Origin of the sequence: Treponema bryantii (genome assembly GCF_900113965.1) — a bacterium.
GTDB classification, from domain to species: domain Bacteria; phylum Spirochaetota; class Spirochaetia; order Treponematales; family Treponemataceae; genus Treponema_D; species Treponema_D bryantii_A.
Genome location: NZ_FORI01000002.1, coordinates 1 through 21,754, shown reverse-complemented (window position 1 = coordinate 21,754; position 21,754 = coordinate 1). Strand labels below are relative to the sequence as shown.

Genomic DNA, 21,754 nt, shown 5'->3' with positions numbered 1-21,754 from the left:
TATCTTTTACCTTCCTTATTCCTCTTCAAACTCAAATTCAACCCCACACTTAGGGCAGTGAGTCATATCAAGAGTAATCTTTGCACCACATTCTGGGCAGAAATACTCTTCTTCTTCCTCTTCTGCAGCAGGCTCTTCTGCCTTTTCTGCAGGAGCAGCTTCTTCTTCAGCACCAGCAGCTTCTGTATCTGCTTCATCCTCATCAACGAACTCTACATTTTCATTAATCAATTCGTTAATCTTATCAAGTGCTTCTTTAGAAACTCCTTCAACATTAATTGTTCCGTTATCATAAGCTTCTACGAAGTCCTGGAACTCTTCAATTCCAGCAGCCTTAAGAAGTTCTGCAACCTCAGTATCAACTCCAGGGAGTTCTGAAATCTTAGAAATCTCTTCAACTTCATCATTGAAGAGGTTACGTGCATTCTGAACAGTATTGAATGAAGAAAGATCAAGTTCTTCAGCCTGTTCAATTGTCTTAACGTCAATGTTCCAGTCACAAAGTCTGTTTGCAAGGCGAACATTCTGTCCCTGACGGCCGATTGCAAGTGAGAACTGTGAATCTTCTACAATTGCAAGTGCCTGTTTTTTATCAGCATCTGTAATGATTACGCGTTCAACCTGTGCTGGTGAAAGTGCGTTTTTGATAAATACTGCTGGATCTGCATCCCACTTAAGAACATCGATTTTTTCGTTCATAAGCTCGCGGATAACATTCTGAATACGAACACCACGAAGACCAACACAAGCTCCTACAGGATCTACTTCTTCACGTGCAGAAGAAACAGCAATCTTTGTTCTGTAACCAGCATCACGAACGATTCTGTTGATTTCTACGGTACCGTCTGCAATTTCTGGAACTTCTTTTTCAAGAATTGAGCTAACAAGCTTTGTATCGCTTCTTGAAAGAACAAGCTGAATACCAGTGTTTGTTGGCTTTACGTCTACGATGAGAGCCTTAATTCTGTCTCCCTTTTCGTAAATCTCAAGCTTAGACTGGAACTTTGTAGGAAGGAAACCTTCGATGCGGCCTGCATTTCCAAGGTCAACAAAGATGTTTCCATTGCGTTCACGCTGGTGATATCCGATAATCATTTCACCAATCTTGTCTTTATATTCATTCATCAGTGATGTCTTATATGTTTCATTCAATCCCTGGTGAGCAGTCTGCTTTCCAACAGTTACAGCCGAACGATCAAAAGTTTTTGGGTCTTCAAGAATATCAATCTCGTCACCCTCTTCTACTTCATCACCTGCAAGCTTTCTTGCATCTTCAAGTTCAATTTCCTTTACAGGATCATAAACACCGTCTACAACTACCTTACGTGAGTAGATTGAAACGTCCGACATATCATCATTGAATTTTACAATTGCATTCTCATCGTCACCATATGTGCGTTTATAAGCAGCCTTCAGAGCCTTTTCAATTGTCTGTTTTACAGAATCCTCTGAATAACCTTTTTCCGAAATCAACGCTCGGATTGCTTCTGCCATTTCTGACATCGTTAAACTCCTCGCAGAACCGCCGTGCAGCCTGCTAAATAAAATGCTTAGTTATAATTGAATTTTGCTTTCGCAATATTTTCATAAGAAACAGAGAAAGAATTTCCATCTTCTGCTTCCAAAGTAACCTGTTTATCATCAGCAGAAATTATCTTTCCGCCAACCCAGTCAGTTAAAGTCTTATCCCAGACACGAACTGAACGGCCTGTAAAAACAGCAAACTCTGCTGCATTTTTAATATTGTGCTCAATTCCAGGGCTTGTAAGTTCCATCATTGTGTCTTCTGTTCCGAGCAGGGCCTCAAGACGAGTAAGAAGAACACGGTGAACCTTTGCACAATCAACTACTCCAATATTTACTTCCGGATCAACAGAAGAAATCATTGCAGAAATTTTTGTGGTTGTCTTTGAAGGAACGATTTTAAGTTCTACAAGTTTGAATCCCATTCCCTCTACAAGAGCTGCACACTCATCATAATACTTAATGCTTTTATAAGATGTGTATTCCATAAATCCTTAATTAATTCATGGCTCATGAGAACCATTTTCTGGCAACAAAAAAGACCCGTGGGTCTCACGAGTCTTTTTAATAATTATATTAAACTGACTATTACAATATAGAAGAAATAAGATGTTTTGTCAATTAAAGAATGACACTAATTGTCTTAAACGTCGTTTTTCACTATTATACTACTTCAAAGAGGAATTATATGAAAACAAACGCACTTAAAGGCATGAAAGATATTTTACCGGCAGAACAGAAGCTGCGCGATTATGTACAGGGAAAGATTTTAGAGACTTACCGCGCCAGTGGCTTTGAACGTATTTCTACCCCTATGCTCGAAGATGCGGAGAATCTTGATAAATCTGATGGTGGCGACAACCTCAACCTGATTTTTAAGGTACTCAAGCGAGGTGACAAACTTGATGCAGCCCTGGCCGCTTCTCCTGTTGATGAAAAATCTCTTTCTGATATGGGACTTCGCTACGACCTTACCCTTCCTCTAACCCGCTTTTTTGCAGCTAACCGCAACGAGCTTCAGTTTCCTTTTAAGGTAATCCAGACAGACCGCGTTTACCGCGCCGAGCGTCCTCAGAAAGGCCGTAGCCGCGAGTTTGTTCAGTGCGATATTGATATTCTTGGGGATAGCTCATGTAACGCTGAAGTTGAACTGATTGACGTTACCGCCCGCGCCCTTCTGAACATCGGATTCAATAATTTTGTAATCAATATTAATGACCGCCGTATTCTCCGCAATATGCTCGAGAATATGGGCTTTGCTCCAGAAACACTCGATTCAGTTTGTATTACTTTTGATAAGATGGATAAGATTGGAGCTGAAGGTGTTGAAGCAGAACTCCGCGAAAAGCAGATGCCAGACGGAGCAATAAAAGCTCTCGTTGAATTTATTTCTACGACAAGTGGTTCTTCAATTTCTGTTGATGATGTTGCAGCCCGCTGTGCAGATCCTTCTATTGCAAATGATCTTAAATACATTATTTCTACAGCAGAAAAAGTTTCAGGCGGAAAATATAAAATCAATTATACTCCAAGCCTCGTTCGAGGCCAGGGCTATTACACCGGCGTTGTTTTTGAAATCGGCAGTCCAGACTTTAGCGGTGCAGTTGGTGGCGGCGGACGCTATGATAACCTGATTGGTAAGTTTATTGGTCAGCAGGTTCCAGCTGTTGGATTCTCAATCGGCTTCGAACGTATCTGTAGCATTCTTCTTGATCAGAAATATCAGATTCCAGGTGCAAAAGAAAAGTGCGCACTTCTTTATGATGATTCAATTGAGTTTGCAAAGGTTATTTCTACAGCAGAAAAACTCCGCGCTGACTATGCAGTAACAATTCTCAAAAAAGCAAAAAAGCCAGGTCCTCAGTATGATATGCTGGAAAAACAAGGCTACACTAAGTTCGCTACATTTAAAGATGGCGAGGTTGCCGTAAAATGACACTAATTTTTGACATCGGAAACACAAACATAAAAACTGCGGTTTTTGAAGGTGACAAACTTCTCTATACCTGGCGCATTTCAACTGATTTAAAGCGTACAGGAGATGAATATTTTTCTCTTCTCCGCCCTCTTTTCCGCGATGTCGAAATTGATTTTTCAAAAATCCAGACTGTAGTTTTGAGCACAGTGGTGCCGGCGCTTATCGGACCTTTTGTAATTGTTTCACAGCATTTTTCAGGAAAAAAGCCGGTAATCATTGGTCCAGAAATCTACACTAAGCTTCCGGTAAAAGTTCCTGAAACTGCAATTCATGAAATTGGTACAGACCTTTACTGTGATGCCCTTGAAGCATGGTGCCGCTATAAGTGTCCTTGTATTATTACTGATTTTGGAACTGCACTCTCCTTTACCGCAATTGACGCAAACGCAAATATTGCTGGTGTTGCAATTGCACCTGGTATCCGCACAGCATTTAATTCTCTTTTTTCTAATACAGCACAAATTCCTGCTATTCCTCTGGACATTCCTCCAACAAGTCTTGGAAAGAACACTGTAGTTTCTGTACAAAGCGGAATTGTACTTGGTTACAAAGGCCTTGTTGAAGGACTTATCAAACAAATGAAGGAAGATTTAGTAAAAGAAACAGGCTGTAAACTTGAAGACATAAAGGTAATTGCAACAGGAGGCTTAAACAGCATGCTTTCTCCTATTACAGATGCCTTTGATTGTGTTGATAAAGATTTTACACTCTGCGCAATGAAACGCATTGCAGATCTTATTGGATAAAATCCTCTTTCTGAACACCTGCGCCTGAAGTTATATCTCTAAGCAGTTTTTTACCCACTACCTTATCCAGCCAGTCTGGAGTGAGGCCTGGAGTTAATACTTTTTCTGTACGTAAAACTGCAACATCTTCCGCGCCAATAACATCCCCTTCTTTCATATCATGCATAAAGTGAAGGCTTCGGTTTGTTCTGCCGTAATTAGCTTCTTCGGCAGGAGCAAGTTTTTTTATTCCATCCCCAAGAACACTCTGAACTTTTTCATTACCAAACTGTTCACCCAGCTGCTGTAAGATTCTTTCGTAACCAAGTTCTTTGCCATAGTGGCGTAAACTTGCTTCAGTCTGGTGTACTGTATGAACCATAAGAGCAAACTGTTCAGGTTCAAGAGCTACAGGATCATCAAGTCCCATTGTTTTACGGCTTAGGGTAATATGCTTTTCTATTACAGTAGCTCCACAGGCAACAGAAAGACATGGAACTAAAACAGGATCAAGGCTGTGATCGCTTACCCCGCATTCAATTCCAAACTGCTCAGACAAAGTTGTAATTACTTTCAGATTATATTCGCTCTCTGGAGCGGGATAACTTGTTATACAGTGAAGAAGAGAAACATTATCTGTTCCCACAATATCAATTGCATTTTTAATATCTTCAAGCTTACTAACTCCGCTCGAAAGAATTACAGGAACCTTTTCCGCGCCAACACGTGCTCTGTATTCTGCCAGTACCTTAAGCATAGGAAAATGATTTAATTCGGGAGAAGCAATCTTTACATAATCTGGATTAAGTTCAAGGAGTTCCGAAAGGCTTTTCAAACCAAAGGGTGAACAGCAGAACTTACAACCTTTTGAATGTACATAATCAACCATTTCTTTATAAAAAGATGGTGGACATTCAAGCTGCTTAAAGCGGTCATAAAGACGGATATTACCTGTAGGAAGTTTTACATAGCCTGTATCCGGATGAAGAATTTCATCTGCGTAAACCCACTGGAATTTTACAGTATCTGCACCTGAATCTGCTGCAGCATCAACAAGAGCACGGGCTTTTTCTATTGAACCTTCATGAGAAGTTCCTATTTCTGCTATAATGTTTATATTCGTTTTATTCATTTGTCAAATTATTCGAAACTGTCTGAGCCTTATATCGGTTACTGAAAATTGAAACACAGTTCTGTGGAAGCCAGCCGCCTTCAAAGAAATACCAGGTTTCTCTGGCAGCATCTACAGACTTTCCTTTTACCTGAAGAATCTCTCCCTTACGGCAGTGGCCTGTAGTAGCAGCACCCCATTCATCACTTTCCTTGAAAACCGCATACGGTTCAATTACAACTGCCCACTCAACATCTGGAGCAAGCGCAAGCGGATGAGTTTTATCAAAAACAATTGTTTCTGTTCCTTTTTTCTCACAGGAAACAAATAGGAATGAAAGGATTAAAACTAAAACTGCAAGGATTAATTTATTTTTCATTTTTGTACTCTTTTAAACACCATTTTTTTACATCATTATAAATTGAAAGATCTGAATCTACAAAATTCAACTGAGGAATCTCATCGATATCAGCCCATTTATAATCAGTATGTTCAGTCAATTCAAACTTTTTTTCAATTCCATCATGAGGAAAACTTACTTCAAGAACATCAAGGGTACAAGGCTTTCCTTTATGAGTAAAGGAGCCGGAAGTGATTTTACGGCCTACAGTAACTGTAACTCCGAATTCTTCCTGCATTTCGCGGACAACGGCAGTCTGAAGATCTTCCCCTTCTTCTATTTTTCCACCAGGAAATTCCCAGCGGCCCCCCATATCACCAACCATCTGACGCTTTGCAATAAATATTTTTCCCTTTCTGTAATCAATACAGGCAATCGAACGACTCATCTCCTACCTCTTTACCATAGCAGAAAGCTCTTTTTCAGAGCCATCTGCGTTTAAGATAACGTCTACTCTTATTATATCATAATCAGTAAATTTTGTACGAATATACTGCTCTCCATCTTCATAAACAAGCTGACCATTTCTTTTATCTCCAATCTGATTATTCGGGTCAATTGCAAAAAAATCTGCTTTTACAGAAACCGGAGCTTTTGATTTTGCTTTTTTACTGCGTTTCATCTGCAAAGAAACATACACTTCTTCTTCATAGGAAAATGCTGTTACTTCAAAGTTTATTCCTTCAAGCGTAGTCCCGGCTCTTGTTCTGTTTAAGCCTGTATAAATCCATGTAGCTCCAATAAAGAAAATCAGGGCAAAGAAGATGTAGCGGTTTTGTTTTGTAAAGAAAATTTTTATTCCACGAACCGGGCGAAGTTTACCGTTATAATAATCCTGTACAATCTGAGGAGCTTTTGCTATGCGTTCTTCACGGTTATAGCGGAAAACAAGAGATTTATCAGTTTCATTATCTGCTACAAATTCTTCTTTATCTTCAAACATAGATTAGTTTTTCAAGATTGCATCAATCAGATTATCTGTTCTATACCAAACAACCCGGGCTTTTTCTTTTTCAAGATAAAGGGCTGTAAGAATACCATCCTGTGAAAGGCTCATTGTATCATAAACAATATTTGAGTGAGATGCATTAAAATGACGTCTGAGAATTCTCTGGCTTTCACTCTGAATCATTTCAATATTAAAGCCGTCTTCTGTTTTTACAATAAAGAATTTCCAGCCGCTTTTTGTAACTCCAAGAAAATCATATGGAATACGATATGTAAGCTTACTGTAATCAGAAACTACAGATTCTTCGTAAGGCGGAACAGAAACAGGATCTTCATAAGTTCCGTTTTCAATATTCAGCGGATAAAGCAAAGTCTGAACATAGTTTATACCAGACTGTACTTTAGAATCTTCATCAACATAGGTTGTATAATAATCTATCTGAACATAAAGCTTATAGGTAACCGGATCTGGAATAACATTCTGTATTGTAAGGAAATAATCTGAATAATCTTCCTTGTCTGTTCCAGAAGGAGCATCTCTTGTAGTAACCGGAATCATATACTTTAAAAAGCCGTCGCTGGCAAACCAGTACACAAGCATACCTTCTGAAGATGAGGCAACTACTACAAGTTCATCTTTTGCTGTTGTATAAATGTTTTTGATATAAGGAAATGGAGTTCCGCCAGGTCCCTGCTGACCGATATAATCTACAGAAGATCCGTCGCGCGCAAAACGAAGAACGGTATGACTATAAAGTGTTGTACCGTCATCACTTTTTTCCTGTCTGTCCCATGGAATTGAACAAACGGTATAGATATTTTTATTTGAATCTGCGGCTACCATACCAGGATAATCAAAAGGATATGAGATTTCATGATGAATACTTTTGTCCGGACGGTTTGAGTTTTCCAGAAGACGGGCTGTTTCTGAATCTTCATTATAAAAAAGGGTCAGCAGGTCGCCGTAAGAATTAAGTTCAAGGATTTTTTTTGATTCACCGTTTACGATATAGAAAAATCCATCCTGCATTGCAATTCCAAAACGAACTCCGCCAACATCATTAAGGTCTGTTACGCTCAATTGTTCTTCAAAATTGCCATAAGGAAGCGAAAACAATTCAGTTTCACTAATAGACTGCACAGACTCATTCTTTGAGCAGGAAGTAATCAAAGCAATAGAGATAAACGTAGTTGCAAGTAAAAGGATTTTTCTCATACTATTATATTACTTTTTTCCTTGCCCTAATGCAACATAATATAGTAAATTTAAATAATATAAGATATAATAGAATATCAAAAATAAAATTAAGGAAAAACTATGTTTATTGATAAAGTTCTTACCGCGATTTTCGGTACACAGAATGACCGTGATGTAAAAGCCCTTATGCCAATTCTGGCTGCTGTTAATGCAAAAGAAGAATGGGCAAAATCCTTAAAACCAGAAGAATTCCCGGAACAGACTAAAAAATTCAAGGAGCGTCTTGCCGCTGGCGAAACTCTCGATGATATTCTTCCAGAAGCATTTGCGCTTTGTCGTGAAGCTTCATGGCGTGTAATTGGAGAACGTCCTTTTGATGTTCAGATTATGGGTTCTATCAATCTTCATCAGGGAAAAATCACTGAAATGAAGACTGGTGAAGGTAAAACTCTTGTTGCCGTTGCCCCAGCTTATCTTAATGCACTTACAGGAAAAGGCGTTCACGTTGTAACAGTAAACGATTACCTTGCAGAACGCGATGCTAATTCCCGCCGCCCTATTTTCTCTTACCTTGGTCTTACTGTAGGTTCAATCCTTTCAAGCATGGATAATGATGCCCGTAAAGCAGCCTATGCCTGCGATGTAACTTACGGTACAAACAACGAGTTTGGTTTTGACTACCTCCGCGATAACATGAAGGTAGACCTTAAAGATAAGGTTCAGCGCGGCTTTAATTACTGTATCGTCGACGAAATTGACTCTATTTTGATTGATGAGGCCCGTACACCTCTTATTATTTCTGGTGCTGGCGAAGATGATACTTACAAATATCATGAAGTTGATAAATATGTTGGTGAACTTAAGGAAGTTGAAAAGGATCCTAAAACTGGTGAATATCCAGATGAAAGCTTTATGACTCCTGAAGAGCGTGCCGCAATTGAAGGAGACTACACAATTGATGAAAAGTCTAAGCGTGTTTCTTTCACAGACAAGGGTATGCTCCACATCAACGACATTCTCCACAAGCATAATCTGATTACAGGTTCTCTTGAAGATGAAGAGAACTTTGAATACACACACTACTTTACACAGGCACTGCGTGCTCACCTTCTTTTCCATAATGATGTTGATTACCTTGTTCGTGACGGAAAAGTTGAAATCATTGATGAGTTTACAGGTCGTGTACTTGAAGGCCGCCGCTATTCAGACGGACTTCACCAGGCTATTGAAGCAAAGGAACACATCCGCATTGCTCAGCGCAACCGCACAATGGCTACAGTTACCTTCCAGAACTTCTTCCGTATGTACGACAAGCTTTCTGGTATGACTGGTACAGCCGCTACAGAAGCAGTTGAATTCAACAAGATTTACGGACTCGATGTAGTAGCTATTCCTACTAACCTTCCTGTTGCCCGTAAAGATGAAAATGATGAAGTTTACCTTAACGAAGCAGATAAATGGGAAGCAATTGCAAATGAGATTAAGGCTGCACATGAAAAAGGACAGCCTGTTCTCGTTGGTACAGTTTCCGTAGAAAAATCAGAACACCTTTCTGCCCTTCTTACACGTAAAGGAATCCGCCATGAAGTATTGAACGCAAAGAACCATGCACGCGAAGCTATGATTATTGCAGAAGCCGGTGCTAAGGGTGCAGTTACAATCGCTACAAACATGGCTGGTCGTGGTACTGATATTAAGCTTGGCGGTAACCCGGAATTCCGCGCTCAGAAAAGAGCCGGCACAAATGCTACTGAAGAACAGTACAAGGCAGCACTTGCTATTGAAAAAGAAAACTGGAAAAAAGATTACGAAGAAGTAAAGGCTCTCGGTGGTCTTTATGTAATTGGTACAGAGCGTCATGAATCACGCCGTATTGATAACCAGCTCCGCGGACGTTCTGGACGTCAGGGTGATCCTGGACGTTCTAAGTTCTACATCTCTATGGATGATGACCTTATGCGCCTCTTTGGTGGTGAACGCATGAAGGCTATGATGAGCCGTATCGGTATGCAGCCTGGAGAACCAATTGATCACCCATGGCTCAACAAAGGTATTGAAAAGGCTCAGCAGAAGGTAGAAGACCGCAACTTTGAAATCCGTAAGCATTTGCTTGATTATGATGATGTTCTCAACGAACAGAGAACTGTAATTTACAGTCAGCGAGATGCTATTCTTGGAGATGACAAGCTTTCAGAGCGCGTAATGAACAACGCTAAAGAAGAAGTTGAAAATCTCTTTGATAATTACGAATACGAAGCAAAGCACAACAAGAACTCAAATGCACCGCTTCTTGAACTGCAGGAAAAAATCCGCAACACATTTGCAATTCAGCTTCCTTCAGACGGTTATACTCGTGAAGCAGTTATTGCTGCCCTTCAGAACGATATTACTGAAAAAGAAACTCTTGCAGGTAGAGAAAACTTCAATATGTTTATCCGCTATCAGTACATTACAATGATTGATAAAAAATGGCTTGATCAGCTGGAAACTCTTGAAGGACTCCGCGAAGCAGTTGCTCTCCGTTCTTACGGTTCAAAGAACCCTCTTACAGAATATAAGATTGACGGCTTTAATATCTTTGATGAAATGCTGGATACAATCCGTAACTCAGTTATGTCACGTGTATTCCGTGTTCGAGTACAGCTTTCTCCAGAGGCCGCTGAACAGCGCCGCCGCATGATGGAAGCGCAGCAGCAGGGTATGAACGCTCAGCACAGTGATGCAGGAAACACAGCCGCACAGATGGCTCAGAATACTGCAGAACGCAGCGCACACAGCTCATTCAACGGTGATCAGGCTCGCCGCCAGGCTGTAGGCAGTGCAATGAACCAGCGCTCTCAGGGCGACAATGTTACTGTACGCCGCACAATGCCAAAGGTTGGAAGAAACGATCCATGTCCTTGTGGAAGCGGTAAGAAATACAAACAGTGCTGTGGTAGATAATCCTGAAAAAGATGGTCTTTAAAGACCATCTTTTTTTATACCTTTCCGAATCTATTAAGCGGCCAGAATCTCAATACAGGCTTACCAATAATGTACTTCTTATTGATGTACTGAGGTGCCATAAAGGAATAATAAGTTACAGACAAAGGATCTGATTTAGTAAGGGCTGTTTCTTTTTGTGAAGAAGAATGTCTTAAATCAAGAGAATTAAAACGGTTATCTCCCATCATAAAATAACAGTTTTCAGGAATATATTTAGGATTTCCGTTTGCGTCATTAGCAGGGAAAACCGGCATATTTCGTTCATCAAGTAAGCCCTGAATATACCAGTCTAAATGCCCTGCGTGCTCATACAATTCTTCGATTGCTGAATTATCAAAAAGACTTGTCTCTGTATTTGCAGCATAAATCTTTGCATATTCTACTACAAGCTTACCAAAGGTAATTTTTGTCATTACGTTCAAACGGTAATTTGCTTCTGCATAAAAATCACGTACTTCATTTTTTGAAGGAATCCATGAAGTCATAAACTTTTCAAACCACTCCAAACCGCCTTCCTGAATCAGAAGGCCTTTTGTAATGTTTGCGAAATTAGAAAAAAGGCTGTATTCAGACATCTGAGGTGTTGTAAAACTTCCGGCATCCTTATTCAAAGCTGCAAACTTTTTCAGCTGTCTTACAATTTCATAAGCCTGAAACTCTGCAGAAGAAAGATCGTAATTGCGTCTTTCTTCTTCAAGATCAAGCATTTTCTGATATTCTTCTGAATTAAACGGAAACTGCAGAATATAAGGTTTGATTTTTGAACTAACCGCATTAAGATTCCATGCAGCATATTTATTATCAAGTGCAACAGGTTCAAAAACATCACTTTCCTTAGTTCGTCTGTATAAGGTTCCATCCTGCATTACAAGCTGTTCACCAGGAAGACCTGTAATTCTTTTTACAAGCGGATCAGCCTTAAGCTCTCCGTCTGCATCTTTATTCAGATTAATCTGCATAAGAGAGAGCATATAGATAAGCTGTGAAGAAACAGTTTTTACTTCTGATTTTCTGTCCATGCTGTAATGAGGGTTTCTTAAAACAATAGTATCTCCCCTTTTATATTTTCTGAAATCTGGAAGACCAACATCTGTAAGAGGGAACTTTGGCCCACAGTCAATTTTAGAAACAAAAACCTTATCTTTTACAAGGAAGGTTGGAACCATAGATTCAGAAGGAATCTCATAAAGTTGCATAAGGAAAATCTGGAAAATGAGCACAGTAAAAATTGCCCAGAAGAAAGCATCTATCCAGTCTATTACTTCAAAGATAACCTTAGTTCCGCCTTTATACTGTTTTGCAACGGGTGCAACTTTCCAGCCCTGTATAATTTTGCTTGTTGTATTTGCTGTATTTTTTGCAGGGTACAATGGTTTTGAATTAATAAACGAAAATACAAAAACAATAAACCAGCAGAGTACTGCAAACAAATCTACAACAAACGGAGTTCCATGCTCGCCTGCTCTTCTTATAATGAAAGTAATAAAAAGAAAATATGGAAGATATTCAATAAGTTTAATTGCTGCGAATACATGTGTTCCATCTGTATCAATAACAATCTTTTTTACAACAAACCAGCAGATGAATGCCATGTAGATAAGTGCAAGAGGAAATGCAAGAAGTGAAATATCTGCGTGAAAACTGAGATTTAAGAGTGTTACTACTGCGGCTGCGGCGATTTCTATAAGTAAAAAAATACGTAATTTTTTAAATTCAGGTGAAAGTTCTTTTTTGTTGTTCATACTCTAAATATAATGTATTTAATGATTAAAATAAAGTTATAATATCTCCCGACATCTCAATATTTCATCTAAAATAATTGTTATATCATTCAAATCCGTATATTCCTCACCTTTCAGAAACTGGAACGGAGCATCTGTTTCTGAGAGGATTCTTTCAAACGGCAATTCTTTTACACACGCAATAACTTTTTTATTTCCATTAAACACCTGTTTTCCAAAACTGAAATAGGCGTTAATTCCGTGATTAAGAAGAGACTGGGCTTCTACGGGCGGCCCCATAAAGGAATGAAATAATACTTCTGGCAGCTGGCTTAATTTTTTGGAATATTCAAAAAGTTTATGATTGGCTTTACGGCAGTGAACTACCAGCGGAATATTATATTTTAAGGCCAGGTCTAACTGTATATTCCAGATTTCTTCCTGTTGGTTTTCGGCTTCGCGGAATTCAGAAGTAAAATAATCAAAACCCGCTTCTCCTATAAAACTGATTTTTTTACCTTCCAAAAGATTTTCAAGAAAATCTGAACTCTCTTTAATGTTTTCATTTGCAGCATTCTGAGGATGCATTCCATATGACTGAATTACATTTTGAGGTGCCTTACTTTGTATCTCGAATTCAGCTTTTGAATGAGCACAGGAGATTCCACTCCAGGTTATGCCATCTTGGAAATCTGGTAAATCAATTCCATTTTCCTTACAGACTGCATAATGAAAATGTGCATCAAAGAGATTTTTTTTATCTTTTTTTGAAAATTTTTCTAACATTATTTTTATTATAACCGAAAATAAGAGTAATGAGACAGTTTTGCGTGACACTTTAAATCATTTTTTATATATGGGAGTAAAAAGAAAATGAAAAAATACACACTCAAAAGCATTGGTAAAAACACAGATTACATGACAATCCTTCGCGAAATGGAAGATGGTTTCGTTGTAAAAATCGTTCGCGATATGGATGGTTACGAAGACGTAAAAACTGACTATATTTCAAAGGAACTCTTTGACAGCTGTCTTCGCACAGGTTATCTTACAGAAATTACTGAAACTGTTAAGATGGCAGTAAACGCATAAAATATTGAATTAAATAAGTAGTCCTCTTGTTAATAAGCTGCCGGATTGGGTCCCCGGCAGTTTTTGTTTAACAATCCTAATGCATGCTTAAACAAGTTCGGGATGGTTGTGAATAATTTCACAAGCTTCTTTAATTCTATCTTCCTTACTACCAGGCTCCAGCCACTGGATTTCAACACCTTTCTTCTCCATCATGCGGAACCAGGTTTCCTGACGTTTTGCAAACTGACGGATGGCAATAAAAAGACCTTCATATAATTTTTCTTTTGTTTCGATTTTTCCCTGAAGGAATTCAGAACAGAAGCGGTACTCAAGGCCAAGTTTTTCGAGTCTCTCCCAGGTAATGCCGCTGTCGTGAATTGACTGAACTTCATCGAGCATTCCACCTTCAAGACGCTCCTTCAAACGAATGCTGATGTTTTCCCACATCTGAGGTCGCGGCAATGTTGTTCCAATTATAAGAGGATTAATTTCCGGGCGCTGAACAGAAGTTGAATCTACACCACTCTTTTTTGCTTCAATAATTTCCAGGGCCTTTATTACGCGGTCTTTTTCAAGAAGGTCGCCTTTTGTGTGAAGGTCTGGCTGTAGCTCCATAAGGCGGGCTGCAAGAACTTCAAGTGGAGTTGCTTCAAGCTCTTCGTGAAGCTTTTTATTTTCCGGCAGAATCACAAGCTGATAGTCGCGGACAATCGCATCCAGATACATACCGGTTCCGCCGACAATCACCGGAAGCTTCCCCCGCCCCGTAATATCCTTAAACGCTTTGTAAAAATCCTGCTGGTAGTTATATACGTTATATTCAGCAGGCAGTTCAGTTATATCAATAAGATGATATGGAACTGCAGGACCAGCTTCACTTTCTGCATAATCGGCAAGATCCTTACCGGAACCAATGTCGAGGTGGCGGTAAGTTTGTCTTGAGTCAGCAGAAATGATTTCACCATTAAAGGCACGGGCTACGGCAACACCGATTGCAGTTTTACCGACAGCGGTTGGCCCCAGGATTATTACGCAGTTATAAGGCTTACTAGAGGACACGGCACACCACACACTTAAGGTATTCGGATTTTGGATAGCCTAAGAGCACCGGATGGTCTGGACCAGCCCCTCGCTTTTCAAGAATCTGAAGGCGCTTGTGGCTGTCCATTGCGGCGTGCATAAGCATATCGCAGAACATATTTGTTTCCATAAAATGAGAGCAGGAACAGGTAACAAGAATACCGCCCTCATTCAAAAGTCTGAGCGCTCTCAGGTTGATTTCTTTGTAGCCACCGTACGCTTTTTCAATCATCTTTGCAGACTTTGTGAAAGCCGGAGGGTCAAGAATGATTACATCAAACTTACGACCGTCAGTTTCGTACTGTTTAAGCAGATCAAAAACATCAGCACAAACAGCCTTCATAACTTTACCAGCCCCGTTGAGTTCAATATTATGATTAACCATATCAACTGCTTCTGGAGAAATATCTACAGAAGTAACTTCGCGCGCTCCGTTCTTAAATGCGTTGAGACCGAATGCACCTGTATGTGTAAAGGTGTCGAGAACTGTCTTTCCCTTACAGAAAGCGGCTGCGGCAGTTCGGTTGAACTTCTGATCAAGGAAGTAACCGGTCTTCTGGCCGTTTGCAATATCAACACCAAGTTTAATTCCGTTTTCTACAATTGTAAAAGTTGTATCGCCTGAGCCATAAATCCAGCCGGCAGTCTGAGGAAGTCCTTCCTTATCGCGAACGCTGGCATCACTTCTCTCGTAAATTGCATCTGGTTTACAAACCTTTTTAAGAGCTGCAACAATATCGTTACGGAAAACTTCACATGAAAGGGAAAGGAACTGTGCAACAATAATTACACGTCCCTTTTCATCGCAGAAACGTTCACAGATGAGGCCCGGAATAAAATCTGCTTCGCCAAAAACAAGACGATAAGAATCGCTGTCGCTGTAGAACATGCGGCGCATATTGTAAGCGTCCAGAATCTTCTTTTCATAATAAGCTGCAGTATCAGCCATGATAACATCTGCATGCTCGCTGCCAATAAGTCTTACGGTAATCTTTGATTTTTTGTTGATGATACCGGTTCCAAGAAAGCCGCCGGCCTTTGTGTAAACTTCAACTGTGGCACCATCTTCTACAGTGCACTCTTTAAGGCCTTCATTCTTCCATTCAGATTTTTCGTCGGCTCTGTGTTTTACATGGGAAATCTCATTATCAAATGCCCATGGGAATCCCTGCTGGATTTCCTTTTCTTCTTTACTGTTCAGAAAAACTCTCGGAAAATTATTCATACTCATAGCCGCCATTATATCAAACTTGATTATTCATCACAATTACACCATAATCGGAATATGCTTTTTATTTTTGATATGGGTGGTGTTGTTACAAACACATTTCTGCTTACCCAGCTTTACAATAAATTAAATATTACAACTGAAGATTTTTATAAGATTTGCGCTTCAGGGCAAAAAGATATCTGGAATCTTTTTCAAACCGGCAAAATTAATCCACAGCAGTTCTGGACTCAATTCAATGATCGCATTGCTGCTGCTAAAGACGAAAAATACAGTAAGGTTCCCGTTGTAGAAAATGACCTCTTCCGCTTGTATTTCCATCCATCAAAAAATCTGGAAACAGTTTCGCTCATTCAGCAGCTCAAAAAAAAGCACCGAGTTGTATGCGGTACAAATACTATAGACAGTCACTGGGAAAATCATATGGAGCGCGGAGATTACGCCTTTTTTAATCAGACTTACGCATCTAACAAGATAGGCTGTGCAAAACCCGACCCGCACTTTTTTGAACTGATTCTTGAAGCAGAGCAGACCGCCCCGGAAGATGCTTTCTTTACGGATGATAGGGCGGATAACGTAGCAGCTGCAGCAAGTCTCGGCATTCACGCAGAATTATTTACCAGTGCAGCCGAACTTACTGCAAAGTGGCAGCAATACTTCTAAAAAGTTAAAAATCTAGATCTCCTAAATCTTCCGAATCCTCATCAAAATCATCAAGATCACCAGAAGCTTCAGTAGCATCTATCTGCTTTTTCAGTTTATTTGCCATTTTAATTTCATACTGAATATCAGAAAGACCTTTTGCTACTCTGTTATCAGGATACTCATTATAAAGAGCTGTCATCATCTGCTCAGCCTTTGAAAGATTACCAAGAGCTTCCTGAAGAATTGCAGCATTATATCCAGCTTCCAGAAGACCAGTTTCCTCGTAGATTTTTGAAAACTCTGCAGAAGCCTTTTCAATCTGAGAGTTTTCAGCCATTTCATCTACAATCTTCATACGTTCTTTAAGAGCTTTATCTTTTGTCTTTGGCTCAAGAAGTTTAATTGTTTTAGTTACAGTATATGGCTGAAGTTCCTGAAGAATCTTTCTTGCAGCTTTTCTGATATCAGAATCAAGCAGAGAATAAGCGCTAGGCAGGGCTTTTCTTGATTCATAAGAGGAAGAAGTTGTATTACAGCGATAGTCTCCTGTAGCAATAATTGTATCAGTTGAGCTGTCTACTATCTGATATCTGAAAACAAAAGATACTTCTCTTTTCCAGTAAGCAACAATTGCATACTCAGCCTTCTGATTTCCATTTGCTGCTTTAATCAATTTTCTCTCTTCTATGCGTCTGTCATCTACATCAAAATATGAAACTCCTCCAGTAAGATAAACATCTGCAGGATTCAGAGTTCCTTTTCTTAAAGCACGTTCAACAGAATCTGAACTGACAAGTTTGATATATGGAGAATCCATTAATCCACGTTCAATCTGAGTTCTAAGACTATCAAGGGCAAGCTGCTCATCAGGATCACGAATATCAAAAATCTGATAGAAGGTATTTATAATAATCTGTCTGCCAATATTTACATCATATTCACGGTAATAGGAATAAGGCTTAAAAGGAAGAACTGCAACAGTGCGCGCACCATTTAAGTCTAACTGAGCAGGTCTGGTTAGTTTTACATTCACACTTGTAGCACAAGAAGCCATCAAAAAAATAATACATAAAGCACATAAAACTGCAAAAAACTTAAATTTCTTAAATATCATATAAACTCCATTTATCTGAGTATTATAACACTTATATTGCATAAATTCAGTTCTAAATATATAATAATTCAATTTTTTACATATTTCCTTCTATTTATAGAGGTATTTTATATGAATGCATCTCTTCCGAACACAGAAATTGTTCTCCACGTACTTCTTTCTGTAGGTATTATTGTAATCGTTGCAAAGTATTTTGGTGTACTTGCAAAGAAGATTGGTATTCCTCAGGTTGCAGGTATGATTGTTGCTGGTCTTTTACTTCGCTTTATTCCTTTCTTTCAGAATTACGGTAAAACAGATCCAAATGTAATTTACAATGAAACAAACCAGTTTATCTCATATATGTCAGAAATTGGCGTTATTCTCATTATGTTCTCTGCGGGGCTTGGAACTAACCTTAAATCTCTCGTTAAGTCTGGTTTTAAAGCAACCCTTGTTGCTATCTGCGGAGTATTTGTTCCACTCATCATGGGAACAATTATGGCAATGTTCTTCTTTGGTTCTGATGGATGGGGTTCTCAAAGTTTCTTTAAATGTGTATTTATTGGAACAATTCTCACAGCCACTTCTGTAAGTATTACTGTTGCAGTTCTCAAAGAACTTGGCAAAATCAAAACTGATGTTGGTCAGACTATTGTAAGTGCAGCAATTATTGATGATGTAATTGGTATTATCGTTTTGACTATTGTTCTTGGTGTAAGCTCTGGAAAAGGCGGATACCTTGGAATCATTCTTAAAACCCTTGCCTTCTTTGCATGTGCTATTATTGCAGGCTTTATTGTATACAGACTTTTCCGCTGGTATGATAAACGCCATCCTCGTTCACGCCGTATTCCGATTTATGCTCTTGGAATTGCATTGATTTTTGCTTTCTGTGCAGAGCACTTCTTTGGCATTGCAGATATCACTGGTGCATATATTGCAGGTATCGTATTCTGCAGCTTGAGTGATGCTTCTTACATGGAATCAAAAATTGATATTAATGCCTATATGATTTTCAGCCCTATCTTCTTTGCAGGCATTGGTCTTAAAACAGATCTTTCTGGAATGAACCTAAATCTTTTGTGGTTCTCTATTGCCTTTGTAATTGTTGGATGTATTTCCAAGATTATCGGATGTGGTGGAATTGCAAAGCTTCTTGGTTATAACTGGAAGGAATGCCTTCAGATTGGAGAAGGAATGATGGTTCGTGGAGAAGTTGCACTTATCGTTGCAACCAAAGGACTTTCAGCAGGACTCGTAGATTCAAAATATTTTACCTCTGTGATCCTGCTGATTATTGTTTCTTCAATGGTAGTTCCTGTTTTGCTTAAAGCTTCGTTTAAGGGAGAAGTTCCTCCAGCTGAGCAAACTCCTCAAGCTTAGCAAAATATTTGTCATCATTCGGGCAGCCAAATCCATAAGCTGCCCAGACAAATGGAACTCCCGCTTTTATGCAGGCTTCATAATCTCCCTGAGTATCTCCTACATAAACCGGATTTTCCAGCCCATTTCTTTTTACAATTAGACGGATATTTTCATCCTTTGAATTTCCATTATTTCCAAAGCATTCAAAATCCTTAATCAAATCTGTTATTCCATTCTTTTCAATTACAAGTTCGATATATCCTTTCTGACAATTGCTTACAATAAAAAGCGGAACTCTTTTAGAAAGCTTCTGCAAAGTTTTAATAACACCTTTATAAGTGATATTTTCTGTATTTGAAAGAAGAGCTTTCTGTTCTTCAATACAGCACTTTTCCATAAGCAGTTTCTTTTCTTCTGTAGATAAAACTCCAAAAAGATTATCTGCAATTACATCCATAGTTTTTCCAAACTGTCCTTTTAGAATATCTGCCGTTACATGAGAAACCTGTGGAAAGTTTTCATCAATTACTTTATTCCATGCTGAAGCAACAATACCAGTTGTATTCCAGATGGTACCATCCACATCGAGAATTATAGAATCAATTTTCATTTTTACCTTCTGTATTTACTTATAGCTTACAGAATATCTGGTAATATTGGAATAGGTTTCTCCATCAATCTGAAGTGCGCAAGGCTTATCAAATTCAACGGTAACTTCATGACCTGTCTTGATTTCAATTATATCCTTATGAGAAACATGTTCACCTTTGAAGATTGAAGGAAATACAATCAGAGTTTTAAGCATTCCAGAGTCATGGAAAACACAATTTGAAACTACGTGCTCTTTATTAAGTCTGTCCTGATCAGGAGTGATTTTCATTCCACCGCCAAAATAACGGCCTATCATAGTTGGAGCAAGCCAGATCTTTTTATAACGGGTTGTAACTCCATCAACAGTTACAGTTCCTCCGCAAGGCTTAAACTTTCCAAGCATACCTTTAATTGCAATTTCTGCGTAGTTTACAGGCTTGTCTGAAACTGCACGAAGTTTATCTCCTTCTTCACAGCAGTAGCCGTCAATTCCGTATCCAATTCCATTAATAAAATAATGCTTTTTGTCATTTACAGTTACAACTGGAAGAGATTCGATAAACTGATTTAATGGAATAAGTCCGTTCTTAATCTCACACTTCTCTTTTACATCATTAAGAAAATCATTTCCTGTTCCGCAGGTATATAAATAAATCTCATTCTTCAAGTGAAGTTCATAAATATCATTTACAAAGCGGCTTAAAGTTCCGTCTCCACCAGCAATAATAATTTTATCCTCAGCATTGAGATTACTGCACTTTTCTGCTGCGTTCTGTACAGAAGTAACATCAATTACATTCAACTGTTCATTATTAAAAAGTTTTTCAAGTTCACTCTGAGCCTGAGCTGCTTTACCATTATTAGAAGATTTGTTTATAAATAAGTAAATCATAGCGGTTATTGCCTCCTAAATTGAACCGTTTTTAATTATATTTATTAAGATTGTTGAGTATGAGACTATGTGCATAATCAGATACTTCAACTGTTTTTTTTTCTTTCCATATTGATGGATCTATTACCTCAAGAATATCCATATAGACATGAGATCTCTTCCAAGGCCAGTTCTTATGAATATCAAATGTACCTTTCATAGAACAGATAATAAGAGGACAAGCTGCTTTTTCTGCAATCTTGAATGCACCAGGCTTAAAATCCAACATGTTTCCGTCTTTACTTCTTGTTCCTTCAGGGAAGATTCCAATAGAAACCTTATCATCTTTAATATATTCAATAGCCTTCATGACTGTTTTAACTTCTTCACGAGGATTATTCTTTGGCATTGCAAGATAAAGTCCTCGTCTCATAAAACGGCCGCCAATTGGGATTTTGAAATTTTCAGGCTTAGAGATAAATGCAATTTGAGTTTTTCTTAAAACCTGGCATTGAACAAAGTTATCAAATTTTGAACAGTGATTTGAAACAAGTAAGAATCTTTTGTCGAATGGAACTTTTTCATAACCGGTTACATGAACTTTAAGACGACCGGCAATCATCATATATCTGTACCACAAAACAAAAGCCCAGTTATAAAATTTAGAAGTGGTTGTATATTCTTTTTTCTTATTAATTGTAAGATTTACACAAATCCAGAAAAGCCATAACACTAATTGCCAGGAAATCCAGATACCAATAATACATCCCAGAATAATCAAAGTCAGAAAAATTGGATTAATCATATTTATTAATTATAACAGAGTATTTATATTTTTGCGATTAAAATTTGGCGAGTTAAATAAAAAAAGCCGGCAGCTTGGAAAGCACAGCTTTCCTGACCCATTAGTACGTTAAATAAAAAAGCCGGCAGCTATCTACTTTCCCGGAACGAATCCAGTATCATCGACGTAAGAGAGCTTGACTTCCGTGTTCGGAATGGGAACGGGTATTACCTCTCCACTATGGCCACCGGCATTATTAACAATGCAAGTTACGAAGAGTGTTGGTCTGATTACTCAGAGCACACAGGACGGATTATTTAGATTGCTTCGCTTCGCTCGCAATGACGAGCGGGGAACGGAAACGATGATATGGCCAAGTCTCACGACTTATTAGTAATGCTCGGCTGAACGTCTCGCGGCGCTTACACCT

Annotated in this window: 21 protein-coding genes and 1 rRNA gene; 6 read left to right on the top strand and 16 right to left on the bottom strand. The window is 38.8% G+C overall.

Annotation, left to right across the window (positions count from 1 at the left end; translation table 11 throughout):
* Positions 1-15: 15 nt before the first annotated feature.
* Together nusA and BM161_RS02805 are read right to left on the bottom strand one after the other, a co-directional pair.
* Positions 16-1,503 (bottom strand): transcription termination factor NusA, encoded by a 1,488-nt coding sequence (nusA, locus tag BM161_RS02810; protein ID WP_074930321.1) that lies wholly within the window; start codon positions 1,501-1,503, stop codon positions 16-18.
* Between the two features lie 47 nt (positions 1,504-1,550).
* Positions 1,551-2,012 (bottom strand): LSm family protein, encoded by a 462-nt coding sequence (locus tag BM161_RS02805; protein WP_074930319.1) that lies wholly within the window; start codon positions 2,010-2,012, stop codon positions 1,551-1,553.
* 200 nt (positions 2,013-2,212) lie between these two features.
* Between BM161_RS02805 and hisS the strand changes: the two genes are divergently transcribed.
* Together hisS and BM161_RS02795 are read left to right on the top strand one after the other, a co-directional pair.
* Positions 2,213-3,460, top strand: a complete 1,248-nt coding sequence (gene hisS, locus BM161_RS02800) for a histidine--tRNA ligase (RefSeq protein WP_074930317.1) — start codon at positions 2,213-2,215, stop codon at positions 3,458-3,460.
* Positions 3,457-4,248 (top strand): type III pantothenate kinase, encoded by a 792-nt coding sequence (locus tag BM161_RS02795; protein ID WP_074930315.1) that lies wholly within the window; start codon positions 3,457-3,459, stop codon positions 4,246-4,248. Before hisS ends, BM161_RS02795 begins: the two co-directional genes overlap by 4 nt.
* Here BM161_RS02795 and BM161_RS02790 read toward each other — a convergent pair.
* Genes BM161_RS02790 through BM161_RS02770 form a run of 5 tightly spaced genes read right to left on the bottom strand, consistent with a single transcriptional unit; the run spans position 4,238 to position 7,902 of the window.
* A complete protein-coding gene (locus tag BM161_RS02790) occupies positions 4,238-5,359 on the bottom strand; it encodes an N-acetylneuraminate synthase family protein (protein WP_074930313.1) in 1,122 nt (373 codons plus the stop codon). The two genes, BM161_RS02795 and BM161_RS02790, sit on opposite strands and share 11 nt — an antisense overlap.
* Positions 5,352-5,717: a hypothetical protein gene (locus BM161_RS02785; RefSeq protein ID WP_074930311.1), complete on the bottom strand. Its 366-nt coding sequence runs from the start codon at positions 5,715-5,717 to the stop codon at positions 5,352-5,354. The genes BM161_RS02790 and BM161_RS02785 overlap by 8 nt, the downstream gene beginning before the upstream one ends.
* The gene (locus BM161_RS02780) at positions 5,707-6,126 is read right to left on the bottom strand and encodes a (deoxy)nucleoside triphosphate pyrophosphohydrolase (RefSeq protein WP_074930310.1); all 420 of its coding nucleotides are present in this window, start codon (positions 6,124-6,126) and stop codon (positions 5,707-5,709) included. Before BM161_RS02780 ends, BM161_RS02785 begins: the two co-directional genes overlap by 11 nt.
* A gap of 3 nt (positions 6,127-6,129) precedes the next feature.
* A complete protein-coding gene (locus BM161_RS02775; RefSeq protein WP_074930308.1) occupies positions 6,130-6,681 on the bottom strand; it encodes a hypothetical protein in 552 nt (183 codons plus the stop codon).
* A gap of 3 nt (positions 6,682-6,684) precedes the next feature.
* Entirely contained in the window at positions 6,685-7,902 is a 1,218-nt protein-coding gene (locus BM161_RS02770) for an LIC_12708 family protein (RefSeq protein ID WP_074930307.1), read from the bottom strand.
* A gap of 102 nt (positions 7,903-8,004) precedes the next feature.
* Here BM161_RS02770 and secA point away from each other — a divergent pair, with 102 nt between their 5' ends.
* A complete protein-coding gene (secA, locus tag BM161_RS02765; protein ID WP_074930306.1) occupies positions 8,005-10,827 on the top strand; it encodes a preprotein translocase subunit SecA in 2,823 nt (940 codons plus the stop codon).
* A 35-nt stretch (positions 10,828-10,862) separates the two neighbouring features.
* On the opposite strand, the gene lepB is transcribed toward secA, so the two are convergent.
* Together lepB and BM161_RS02755 are read right to left on the bottom strand one after the other, a co-directional pair.
* Positions 10,863-12,611, bottom strand: coding sequence for a signal peptidase I (gene lepB / locus BM161_RS02760; protein WP_074930304.1), 1,749 nt, complete (start codon positions 12,609-12,611; stop codon positions 10,863-10,865).
* A gap of 36 nt (positions 12,612-12,647) precedes the next feature.
* The gene (locus BM161_RS02755; protein ID WP_074930302.1) at positions 12,648-13,376 is read right to left on the bottom strand and encodes a TatD family hydrolase; all 729 of its coding nucleotides are present in this window, start codon (positions 13,374-13,376) and stop codon (positions 12,648-12,650) included.
* Between the two features lie 87 nt (positions 13,377-13,463).
* Between BM161_RS02755 and BM161_RS02750 the strand changes: the two genes are divergently transcribed.
* Positions 13,464-13,682: a hypothetical protein gene (locus tag BM161_RS02750; RefSeq protein WP_074930301.1), complete on the top strand. Its 219-nt coding sequence runs from the start codon at positions 13,464-13,466 to the stop codon at positions 13,680-13,682.
* Positions 13,683-13,769: 87 nt separating this feature from the next.
* Here the strand turns inward: BM161_RS02750 and miaA are convergent, their stop codons facing one another.
* Both miaA and BM161_RS02740 read right to left on the bottom strand, forming a co-directional pair.
* Positions 13,770-14,723 carry a tRNA (adenosine(37)-N6)-dimethylallyltransferase MiaA gene (miaA, locus tag BM161_RS02745; protein WP_074930299.1) on the bottom strand — a complete coding sequence of 318 codons (954 nt, stop codon included), beginning with the start codon at positions 14,721-14,723 and terminating at the stop codon, positions 13,770-13,772.
* A complete protein-coding gene (locus tag BM161_RS02740; RefSeq protein WP_342351352.1) occupies positions 14,713-15,975 on the bottom strand; it encodes a class I SAM-dependent rRNA methyltransferase in 1,263 nt (420 codons plus the stop codon). Before BM161_RS02740 ends, miaA begins: the two co-directional genes overlap by 11 nt.
* Before the next feature lie 54 nt (positions 15,976-16,029).
* Here BM161_RS02740 and BM161_RS02735 point away from each other — a divergent pair, with 54 nt between their 5' ends.
* Positions 16,030-16,635 (top strand): HAD family hydrolase, encoded by a 606-nt coding sequence (locus BM161_RS02735; protein WP_074930295.1) that lies wholly within the window; start codon positions 16,030-16,032, stop codon positions 16,633-16,635.
* A 4-nt stretch (positions 16,636-16,639) separates the two neighbouring features.
* Here the strand turns inward: BM161_RS02735 and BM161_RS02730 are convergent, their stop codons facing one another.
* Entirely contained in the window at positions 16,640-17,731 is a 1,092-nt protein-coding gene (locus BM161_RS02730) for a hypothetical protein (RefSeq protein ID WP_074930293.1), read from the bottom strand.
* A 111-nt stretch (positions 17,732-17,842) separates the two neighbouring features.
* Here BM161_RS02730 and BM161_RS02725 point away from each other — a divergent pair, with 111 nt between their 5' ends.
* Positions 17,843-19,096, top strand: coding sequence for a cation:proton antiporter (locus BM161_RS02725; protein WP_074930292.1), 1,254 nt, complete (start codon positions 17,843-17,845; stop codon positions 19,094-19,096).
* Here the strand turns inward: BM161_RS02725 and BM161_RS02720 are convergent.
* The 4 genes from BM161_RS02720 to rrf all read right to left on the bottom strand — a co-directional run bounded on the left by BM161_RS02720 (position 19,053) and on the right by rrf (position 21,576).
* The gene (locus BM161_RS02720; RefSeq protein WP_074930290.1) at positions 19,053-19,688 is read right to left on the bottom strand and encodes an HAD family hydrolase; all 636 of its coding nucleotides are present in this window, start codon (positions 19,686-19,688) and stop codon (positions 19,053-19,055) included. The two genes, BM161_RS02725 and BM161_RS02720, sit on opposite strands and share 44 nt — an antisense overlap.
* Before the next feature lie 15 nt (positions 19,689-19,703).
* Positions 19,704-20,561 carry a diacylglycerol/lipid kinase family protein gene (locus tag BM161_RS02715; RefSeq protein ID WP_074930288.1) on the bottom strand — a complete coding sequence of 286 codons (858 nt, stop codon included), beginning with the start codon at positions 20,559-20,561 and terminating at the stop codon, positions 19,704-19,706.
* A gap of 31 nt (positions 20,562-20,592) precedes the next feature.
* Positions 20,593-21,345, bottom strand: coding sequence for a lysophospholipid acyltransferase family protein (locus tag BM161_RS02710; RefSeq protein ID WP_074930286.1), 753 nt, complete (start codon positions 21,343-21,345; stop codon positions 20,593-20,595).
* 119 nt (positions 21,346-21,464) lie between these two features.
* Positions 21,465-21,576, bottom strand: a 5S ribosomal RNA gene (gene rrf, locus BM161_RS02705).
* Positions 21,577-21,754: the final 178 nt, after the last annotated feature.